At 74.2% G+C, this 9,416-nt stretch carries 8 protein-coding genes; 4 read left to right on the top strand and 4 right to left on the bottom strand.

What is annotated here, in order from left to right:
* Positions 1–307 precede the first annotated feature (307 nt).
* Entirely contained in the window at positions 308–1,327 is a 1,020-nt protein-coding gene (locus tag RIN80_RS21670; RefSeq protein ID WP_309097293.1) for an ATP-binding cassette domain-containing protein, read from the top strand.
* The gene (locus RIN80_RS21665) at positions 1,324–2,139 is read left to right on the top strand and encodes an ABC transporter permease (RefSeq protein WP_309097292.1); all 816 of its coding nucleotides are present in this window, start codon (positions 1,324–1,326) and stop codon (positions 2,137–2,139) included. The genes RIN80_RS21670 and RIN80_RS21665 overlap by 4 nt, the downstream gene beginning before the upstream one ends.
* Positions 2,140–2,160: 21 nt before the next feature.
* Here RIN80_RS21665 and RIN80_RS21660 read toward each other — a convergent pair whose 3' ends face one another.
* The gene (locus RIN80_RS21660) at positions 2,161–5,487 is read right to left on the bottom strand and encodes a BTAD domain-containing putative transcriptional regulator (protein WP_309097291.1); all 3,327 of its coding nucleotides are present in this window, start codon (positions 5,485–5,487) and stop codon (positions 2,161–2,163) included.
* A gap of 319 nt (positions 5,488–5,806) precedes the next feature.
* Here RIN80_RS21660 and RIN80_RS21655 point away from each other — a divergent pair, with 319 nt between their 5' ends.
* Positions 5,807–6,607, top strand: a complete 801-nt coding sequence (locus tag RIN80_RS21655) for a site-2 protease family protein (RefSeq protein WP_309097290.1) — start codon at positions 5,807–5,809, stop codon at positions 6,605–6,607.
* Positions 6,608–6,611: 4 nt separating this feature from the next.
* Here the strand turns inward: RIN80_RS21655 and RIN80_RS21650 are convergent, their stop codons facing one another.
* The 3 genes from RIN80_RS21650 to RIN80_RS21640 form a co-directional block, all read right to left on the bottom strand.
* A complete protein-coding gene (locus tag RIN80_RS21650) occupies positions 6,612–6,791 on the bottom strand; it encodes a hypothetical protein (protein WP_309097289.1) in 180 nt (59 codons plus the stop codon).
* A 65-nt stretch (positions 6,792–6,856) separates the two neighbouring features.
* Entirely contained in the window at positions 6,857–7,576 is a 720-nt protein-coding gene (gene npdG / locus RIN80_RS21645) for an NADPH-dependent F420 reductase (RefSeq protein ID WP_309097288.1), read from the bottom strand.
* Between the two features lie 38 nt (positions 7,577–7,614).
* On the bottom strand, positions 7,615–8,688 hold the full coding sequence (locus tag RIN80_RS21640) for a sialidase family protein (protein ID WP_309097287.1): 1,074 nt from the start codon (positions 8,686–8,688) through the stop codon (positions 7,615–7,617).
* 118 nt (positions 8,689–8,806) lie between these two features.
* Here RIN80_RS21640 and RIN80_RS21635 point away from each other — a divergent pair, with 118 nt between their 5' ends.
* A complete protein-coding gene (locus RIN80_RS21635; protein WP_309097286.1) occupies positions 8,807–9,409 on the top strand; it encodes a hypothetical protein in 603 nt (200 codons plus the stop codon).
* Positions 9,410–9,416: the final 7 nt, after the last annotated feature.

Below are 9,416 nucleotides of genomic sequence, written 5' to 3'. Positions count from 1 at the left end.
CCGAGCCCGCCGGAGCCAGCTCGCCCCCGCCCCGCGCCCCCGTCGGCGCTCCCGGCGACGCCACACTCCGGCTCACCGGCGCCGGCCACGCCCGGCGGCCTGACCCCCGCACGGACACAGCCCGTGGCCAAGCCCGCTCCGGCGGGCCCGCCGCTCAGGGGCCGGACGCGGGAGCGCACGGGCCGCTCGCGCATGGTCAGACCCCTTTCACGAGGTGGGCCACCCGGCCGCCTCGCCGCGGACCGCCGGAAACGGCTGTCGGCGGTCTGTCGGTGATTTGTCGGTGGGGCCTGGCACCGTCGGGGACATGACGCGAATCGACGAGAACACCAGCGGTGCCGCTGTGACCGTGCGGGGGCTGGTGAAGCACTACGGCGAGACCAAGGCGCTGGACGGGGTCGACCTGGATGTGCGGGAGGGCACCGTCATGGGTGTCCTCGGGCCGAACGGGGCCGGCAAGACCACCCTGGTACGGATCCTGTCCACCCTGCTCGCCCCCGACTCGGGCCGGGCCACCGTGGCCGGCTACGACGTCGTACGGCAGCCCCGGCAGCTGCGGCGGGTGATCGGGCTCACGGGGCAGTACGCCTCCGTGGACGAGAAGCTGTCCGGCTGGGAGAACCTCTACATGATCGGGCGGCTGCTCGACCTGCCGCGCAAGGACGCCCGCAGCCGGGCCGACGAGCTGCTGGAGCGCTTCTCGCTGACCGAGGCGGCCAAGCGGCCGGCGGCGACGTACTCCGGGGGCATGCGGCGCCGGCTGGACCTGGCCGCGTCCATGATCGGCCGGCCGGCGGTGCTCTTCCTCGACGAGCCGACCACCGGCCTGGACCCGCGCACCCGCAACGAGGTGTGGGACGAGGTCAAGCGCATGGTCGGCGACGGGGTCACCGTGCTGCTCACCACCCAGTACATGGAGGAGGCCGAGCAGCTCGCCTCCGAGCTGACGGTCGTCGACCGCGGCCAGGTCATCGCCGGCGGCGCCATCGAGGAGCTGAAGGCGAAGGTCGGCGGCCGGGCGCTGCGGATCCGCCCGGCCGATCCGGTGCAGCTGCGGCCGCTGGCCGGCGCCCTGGACGACCTGGGGATCACCGGGCTCGCCACCACGACCGTGGACACCGACCGGAGCGACGTCCTCGTGCCGATCCTCAGCGACGAGCAGCTGACCGCCGTGGTCGGCGCGGTCACCGCGCGCGGCATCACGCTGTCCTCCATCACCACCGAACTGCCCAGCCTGGACGAGGTGTTCCTGTCCCTCACCGGCCATCGCGCCAGTGCCCCGCAGGACGCCGTGCCCGCCGAAGACCTTCAGGAGGCCGCCGTATGAGCGCCGTCACCCTCAACGACACCGAGGCCGACGCCCGTATCCCGCTGCGCGGCCACCTGCGGCACACCGGTGCCCTGATCCGCCGCAACCTGCTGTGGATCCGCAAGGACCCGGAGTCGATGGCCGACGCGCTGCTGATGCCGGTCATCTTCACCCTGCTGTTCGTGTTCGTCTTCGGCGGTTCCATCGGGCAGGCGCTGGGCGGCGGGCAGGAGCGGTACGTCCAGTACGTGATCCCCGGCATGATCGCGATGATGAGCATGACGCTGTCCCAGGGCGTCGGCACCGGCTTCAGCCAGGACTTCAACTCCGGTGTCATGGACCGCTTCCGGTCCCTGCCGATCGGCCGCGGCTCGGTGCTGTTCGCGAAGATCTCCGTGGAGCTGCTGCGGATGCTGTTCGCGACGGCCGTGCTGATGATCGTCGCCGTCGCGGTCGGCTTCGACATCACGAACTGGCCGGGGCTGCTGGCGACCGTGGCCCTGTCCACGGCGTTCGCCTCGTCGATCATGTGGGTGTTCCTCACCCTGGGCGTGATCCTGAAGAACGCGCAGTCCGTGCAGGCGATGGGCTTCCTGGTGCTGTTCCCGCTCCAGTTCGGCTCGTCGATCTTCGCGCCGACGACGTCGATGCCCGGCTGGCTGCAGGCGTTCACCGACTACAACCCGCTGTCCACGCTGGCGGACGCCGCGCGGGGGCTGATGATCGGCGGTCCGGTCGCGCACGACCTGTGGGTGACGCTCGGCTGGTCGGTGGTGATCACGGCCGTGATGGCGCCGATCGCGATCCACAAGTTCCGTACGAAGAGCTGACAAGGGCGCGGCCGTGCGCCGTCACAGCAGGGCGGTGGCCTCCTCGACCGAGAGGCCGCCGCCCTGCGCGTAGGCGCTCTCGTACGCCGCGTCGCCGAGCAGCGCCCGGGCCTGCCGCTCCGCCTCCTCGCGGGTCTCGCGCTCCTGCCGCTGGGCGACGTGGCCGGGCGGCAGCAGGGCGTCGGCGGCGCCGAGGCAGCGGGCCGCGTCCACGGCGCCGAGGCCCCCGTCGCGGACGGCCAGGGCCTGGGCGCCGACGGTCAGGAACACCGCCCGCATATGGGGCGCGATCGCCGCGGACACCGGGTCCCCCGCCCGCTCCAGCGCCTTGCGGGTGCGGTCCAGGCAGTCCTCGTACCGGCCGTCCCGGGCGTCCAGCCAGGCCTCGGCGCCGAGGATGAACGCGTCGAACACGATGAAGTGGGCGATCCGGAAGTCCTCGCGCAGCCGCCGCAGTTGCTCGCGGGCCTCGGTGGTGCGGCCGGTCATGCCGAGCCGGCCGGCGAGGAAGAGACGGGCGGCGGGCATGGCCTCGCTGTGCGAGTTCTCGTGCTGGGCGATCACCTCGCGCAGCAGCCGCTCGCCCCGCTCCTCCTGGCCCGACTCCAGCAGCGCGTTGCCCAGCCGGGCGGTGAGGACGGCCGCCTGGGCGCGGGCGCCGAGGCGTTCGGCGTGGGCGATGGCCGCCTCGTAGTCGGCGGCGGCCAGGGCGTGACGGCCGCGGCGCTCGTGGGCCTCGGCGCGGGCCGAGAAGGCCTCGGCGGTGCCCCAGGCGTCACCGAGGCGGCGGTAGATCTCCAGCGACTCGTCGGCGTCGCGCCCGGCGTCACCGGCCCAGTCGGTGCGGTTGGCGGAGAAGTTGGCCCGCATCTGCAGACCGGAGGCCAGCTCCCAGTCGAAGCCCGGGGTGTCCCTGCAGGTGCGGATGGAGGCGTCCATGATGACGCGCAGCCGGTCCATGTCGCCGGTCAGCATCACGGCGAAGAACCAGAACAGGCCGGGCAGCCGGCAGGTCTGCGGCAGACCGGGCTCGTAGGTCAGGGAGATGGTCCGCAGCTTCTGCTGGGCGTTCGGGTTCTGCCAGGCGTCCAGTTCGGTGTCCATGCAGGCCAGGTGCGCCAGGTGGACGCCGCGCCGGGCCTCCCACAGGATCTCCTCGGTCATCGGGGGCGGGGCGTCGGTGCAGCGCTGCCAGACGGGGGCGGCGCGGCGGACGGGCCCGGCGAAGGGGTCCGGGCCGAGGGCCATCACCTCGCGGCACCAGTTGCGGGCCTCGATGCGCAGGTCGCGCATCTGCCAGTACCAGACCAGGGACAGGGCCAGGCACAGCGCCTCCTGCTCGTCGCGCAGGGCGACGGCGTGGCGCAGGGCGGTGCGCAGGTTGTCGTACTCCCGCTCCAGCCGCCGGATGGCGGCGAGCTGGCCCGGGCCGCGCAGCAACGGGTCGGTGGTGCGGGCGAGTTCGCGGAAGTACGTCAGATGGGCGCGTTCGGCCTCGGCGCGCTGCCCGGACTCCTCCAGCCGTTCGGCGGCGTACTCGGCGACGGTCTCCAGCAGCCGGTAGCGCATCTCGCCGTCGGCGGTGTCGCCGGGCGGGGTGGCCACCACCAGGGAGCGGTCGACGAGCGAGCCGAGCGCCTCCAGGGCGAGGGGTCCGCACACGGCCTCGGCGGCGGACAGGTCACAGCCGCCGGCGAACACCGAAAGGCGCCGCAGGACCTCGCGTTCGTCCTCGTCGAGCAGCTCCCACGACCAGTCGACGACGGCCCTGAGGGTCTGCTGGCGGGGCAGGACCGTACGGCTGCCGGAGGTCAGGAGGCGGAAGCGGTCGTCGAGCCGGTCGGCGATCTGGCGGGGGGTGAGCATCCGCAGCCGGGCGGCGGCCAGTTCGATGGCCAGGGGCAGGCCGTCCAGGCGCCGGCAGATCTCCGCGCAGGCCTCGGGGTCGTGCTCGACGCGGAAACCGGGCCGGGCCGCCGCCCCCCGCTCGGCGAGCAGCCGCAGCGCGACCGGCTCGGGCAGCGGCTCCACCGGGCGCAGCAACTCCCCCGGCACGCCGAGGGGTTCGCGGCTGGTGGCGAGGACGGTCAGGCCGGGGCAGCGCTCCAGCAGCTCCCCGGTGAGCCGGGCGGCGGCCTCGGCGACGTGCTCGCAGTTGTCCAGGATGAGCAGCATGCCGGGGCGGGAGCAGTGCTCGGCGAGGCGTTCGACGGGGTCGTCGAGCCGGTCGGCGACGGCTGCCCGGATGCCCTCGGCGCCCGCGCCGTACAGGACGGTCTCGCGGGCGCCCACGGCGGTGAGCACGGCTTCCGGTACGGCGGCGGGGTCGTCGACCGGGGCGAGTTCGGCGAGCCACACCCCGCCGGGCATGGCGTGCCGCACGGTCTCGGCGGCCTCCTGCGACAGACGGGTCTTCCCGGCGCCGCCGGGTCCGAGCAGGGTGACCAGGCGGGCCGTCGCGAGATCCGCGCGGATGGTCTCGATGTCGCTCTCCCGGCCGATGAAGGAGGTGAGACGGGCGCGCAGGTTGCCGGGGGCGGGGGTGGTCCCGGCCGCCGGGGGCGCCGGGGCTGTCGCCGCGCGGGCGGCCGGGCCCGGCGCGGGCCCTGGGTCGCCGTCCGATGCGGCCAGCAACTCCGCGTGCAGAGCGCGTAGTTCGGGGCCCGGGTCGGTCCCCAGCCGGTCGGCGAGGAGCTGTCGTACGTCGTCGTAGGCGGCGAGGGCCTCGGCGGTGCGGCCGGCCTCGCGCAGGGCACGCAGGCGCAGCGCCTGGAGGGGTTCGTCCAGGGGGCGGCTGTCGCACAGGGCGGTCAGTTCCGGCAGCGCCTGCCCGGCCTGGCCGAGGGCGAGGGCGGCGCCGTGGCGGGCGCGCAGCACGTCCAGGCGGCGGGCCTCCCGGCGGGCCGCCTCGGCGGTGCGGTCGGGGAGGTCGGCGAGGGCGGGGTCGCGCCACAGGGCGAGGGCGTCGTCGAGGACCACGGCGGCCTTGGCGGGGTCGCCGTCGGCCAGGGCCCGCAGCCCCTCACCGGCCAGCCGCTCGAAGCGGTGCAGGTCGATGTCGTCGGGTGCGGCCGTGAGCCGGTACCCGCCCTCGGCGGAGGCGACCGCGTCCGCCCCGAGCGCCCGCCGCAGCCGTCCGATCAGCGCCTGCAGCGCGCCGGCCGCGTCGGCGGGCGGGTCCCCGCCCCACACCTCGTCGACGAGCATCCCGGCGGGCACGGTACGTCCCGCCCTCAGGGCGAGCACGGTCAGCAGCGCGCGCAGCCGCGCCCCGCCCACCGGAACGACCGAGCCGTCGGTGCGGATCGCCTGCGTGGTGCCGAGGATGCGGTAGTGCACGGGGTCCATTGTCTCCGGAGGTGAGAGGGCGGTCACGGCGGTCCCGCGGCGCGGCGGGGATGCGCCGGCGGGCAGCCCGGCGCCGGGGCAGGGCGGGCGTGGCCCGGCAAGGGCCCGGCGGCGCGGGACGTCGTCCCACGGCGCTGCCGACACGGTCCGACGCGGGCCGGCGCGCCCCGGCACTCCCTGCGCCGGTGCTCGTGGACCACCTGCCGGAACCCCATGGCCCCACCCTCCCCGGAACCGGCCGCCCCGCGCGAGACGTTTTCCCCCTGCGCCCGGTACCGTCGGGCCGTCCCACCGCGTGTTCGAGAGTGCAGGGAGTCCCATGACCACCGCCACCAGCCGCCACAGTGAGCGGCGGATCAGTCCCGTCTTCGTCGGGATCATGGCCGTGACGGCGGTCACGGGGTGGGCGACCTGGACCGGCTTCGCCGAGCAGCCCGGGGTCGCCGTGTTCCTGTTCGTGACGGCGGCATGGATCGTCTCGCTGTGCCTGCACGAGTACGCGCACGCGCGCACGGCCCTGCACAGCGGCGACATCTCGGTCGGCGCCAAGGGCTACCTGACCCTGAACCCGCTGAAGTACACGCACGCGCTGCTCAGCATCGTGCTGCCGGTGATCTTCGTGATCATGGGCGGGATCGGTCTGCCCGGCGGCGCGGTGTTCATCGAGCACGGGCGGATCCGGGGGCGCTGGAAGCACAGCCTGATCTCGGCCGCCGGCCCGCTGACGAACGTGCTGTTCGCGGTGGTGTGCACGGCCCCGTTCTGGCTGGACGCGCTGGACGGCGTGCCGAGCGACTTCCGCTTCGCGCTGGCGTTCCTCGCGCTGCTGCAGGTGACGGCCGCGCTGCTGAACTTCCTGCCGGTACCCGGCCTGGACGGCTACGGGGTGATCGAGCCGTGGCTGTCGTACGGCATCCGGCGCCAGGTGGAGCCGTTCGCGCCGTTCGGCCTGCTGTTCGTGTTCGCGCTGCTGTGGCTGCCGGCGGTCAACGGCGTGTTCTTCGACGTGATCGACGCCATCCTGAAGTCGCTCGGCATCAGCGACTTGGAGACCTACTGCGGCCAGGAGCTGTACCGCTTCTGGCAGGGCGGCAACGAGTTCTGCTCGGCCGCTTCCTGACGGCTCAGCCCGCGACGGACTTCTGCTGCCTGGCGCGCTTGAGGTAGTACCAGCACATGTTGGACGACAGGCCCGCCAGCAGCACCCACACGATGCCGAGCCAGCTGCCCTGGACGAAGGAGACGACGGCCGCGGTCACGGACAGCAGGCAGACGATGAGGGCGTAGAGGGCGAGGCGGGGCATGTCGGGTGGCTCCTGTCGGGGGACACTTCGGGCACTGCTGGCGCCCTCCAGTGTCCCCCATCGGCTCATACGTCCGTGACCCGGAGCCCCGCGTGCGCCTTGTAGCGGCGGTTCACGGAGATCAGGTTCGCCACCAGGGACTCCACCTGGTGGGCGTTGCGCAGCCGCCCGGCGAAGATGCCGCGCATGCCGGGGATGCGTCCGGCGAGGGCCTGGACGATCTCGACGTCGGCCCGCGCCTCGCCGAGCACCATCACGTCGGTGTCGATCTCGTCGATCTCCGCGTCCTGCAGCAGCACGGCCGACAGGTGGTGGAAGGCTGCGGTGACCCGGGAGTCCGGCAGCAGCGCGGCGGCCTGCTCGGCGGCGCTGCCCTCCTCGGGCTTGAGGGCGTAGGCGCCCTTCTTGTCGAAGCCGAGCGGGTTGACGCAGTCGACGACGAGCTTGCCGGCCAGCTCCTCGCGCAGGGACTCCAGGGTCTTCCCGTGGCCCTCCCAGGGCACGGCGACGATCACGACGTCGCTGCGGCGCGCGGTCTCGGCGTTGTCGGCGCCCTCGACGCCATGGCCGATCTCGTCGGCGGCGGCCTGTGCGCGGTCGGCGGCCCGCGAGCCGATGATCACCTTCTGCCCGGCCTTGGCGAGCCGGTAGGCCAGGCCCTTGCCCTGCGGTCCGGTCCCGCCGAGCACCCCGACGACGAGTCCGGAGACGTCGGGCAGGTCCCAGGGGTCCTTGGCGGGGGTCTTCTGGGCGTGGTCGGTGGCAGCACTGTCGGTAGAGGTCATGGCCCCGACTCTACGACCGCGGCCCCGCCCCGAGCGGCTCAGGTCAGCTCCGCCACCGGCACCCGCCGGAAGGTGATCGTCTCGTAGGCGCCGAAGTCGCCGGTCTCGTACAGCAGCCCCACGGTGTCCGGGTCGACGCGCACCAGGTCGGAGTAGGCGGCGGGCAGTCCGTCGACCGTGTGGGCCGGGCGCCAGGTGGTGCCGCCGTCGGTGGAGGCGCGGATCGTCATCAGGGCGCGGAAGCCCGGGTCGGCGGGCCCGGAGAACAGCAGCACGTCGGGGTCGCGGAGCTGCAGGACGCTCGCCTGGCACACGGGGGCGGACAGGCCCGCCTGCGGACGGAATGGCTTCACCAGGGTCTGTCCGCCGTCGGCGGAGTGGGCGTCGGCGCGGGTGCCCGGTGCGGGCGAGTCGTTGCGGGTGTTGAAGTAGACACGGCCGTCGGGCAGTTCGGCGGCGGTGGTCTCGTTGGCGTTGATGTAGCCGTCGGGGTCGTCGTCGACGTAGCCGATCCGCCAGGTGGCGCCCGCGTCGTCGCTGAGCAGGCAGTGGCCGCCGTTGTACCTGCCCTCCGTGCCGTTGTCGGTGCCGGTGGGCGGCAGGGAGTGGTTGGCGGGGACGACGATCCGGCCGGTGCCGAGCCGGAGGGCGTGGCCGGGAGTGGTGGCGTACCAGCGCCACTCGGGTTTCTTGGTCTGCTGGGTGATCTCCCGGGGTGCGGACCAGGTGAGGCCCTCGTCGTCGCTGTGCTGCACCCAGACGCGGCGTCCGTCCGCCGCGCTCACCCTGCCGCGGCGGATGGCGTCCTCGGTGGCCGGGGCCGCGTTGCGCACGTGCACCAGGAGCACGCGGCCGGTGTCGAGGACGACGGGGGCCGGGTTGCCGGCGAGAGCGTCGCCGTTGCGCGCGGCGACCCGGAGCGGGCCCCAGGTGCGGCCGCCGTCCGTGGAGCGTTTCAGCACGATGTCGATGTTCCCGAAGTCGTCCCGGGAGCCGACCCGGCCCTCGCAGAAGGCGAGCAGGGTGCCGGTGCCGGTGGCGACGACGGCGGGGATGCGGAAACTGGCGTATCCCTCCCGGCCGGCGCGGAAGGGGACGCTGCTCTCGGTCATCGGCGGGATCCTCCGGGCGTTCGACGTCGGAATGCGTGACCGGGCCGCCTACCCAGGCCGGGCGAATGCGCGGTGAACTCCGCGTCACGACTGGACGGTTCGGGCAGGATGCGTGCGTATGGACGCGGTACGGGTGGCGCTGTTGCGGGAAGTGCTCGCCGGGACGGAGTGGCTGGGCGCCACCCGTCGGTTCGCCAGGGCGCTGCGCGGGTCGGTGGTGTCGCACGGGGGCGGGCTGCTGCTCGTCGGCACCCCCGCGTACGAGCCGTGGCACCTCGCGGCCCATCTGGTGGACGAGGCCGCGTGGTCGGGCACGCCGGAGCTGGCCCCGACGCTGGTACGGCACGACGCGCGCCCCTCGGACCCGGCTCACCTGGCGGTGGGGCTGGGCCGGCTGGAGGCGGCCCGGCGGGGCGAGACGCTGCTGGTGGTGTCACCCGAGGGCCCTGCCGCGCCCCTGCTCGAACGGGTGTCGGACGCCCGTCGCGCGGGGGTGACGGTCCTGTCCCTCGGGCCCGACCGGGGCGAGCTGCCGGCCGTGGCGCACGAGACGCTGGCCGTGCCGGCCGGCTCGGAGCTGGACCTGGACACGGTCCAGCACCTGGTCAGCGCGGCGGCGGGCGAGAACGCGCTCCCGACCCCACGCGGGCGGCGCCGCTTCCGGGACCGCGTGGCGAGACTCGCGGAACACCTGACGGCCCCACCGCCGGCCCGCTGGTGAGGCGGAC

The organism is Streptomyces sp., assembly GCF_031181705.1.
Lineage (GTDB): Bacteria > Actinomycetota > Actinomycetes > Streptomycetales > Streptomycetaceae > Streptomyces.
This window is presented reverse-complemented; position numbering and strand designations above follow the sequence as displayed.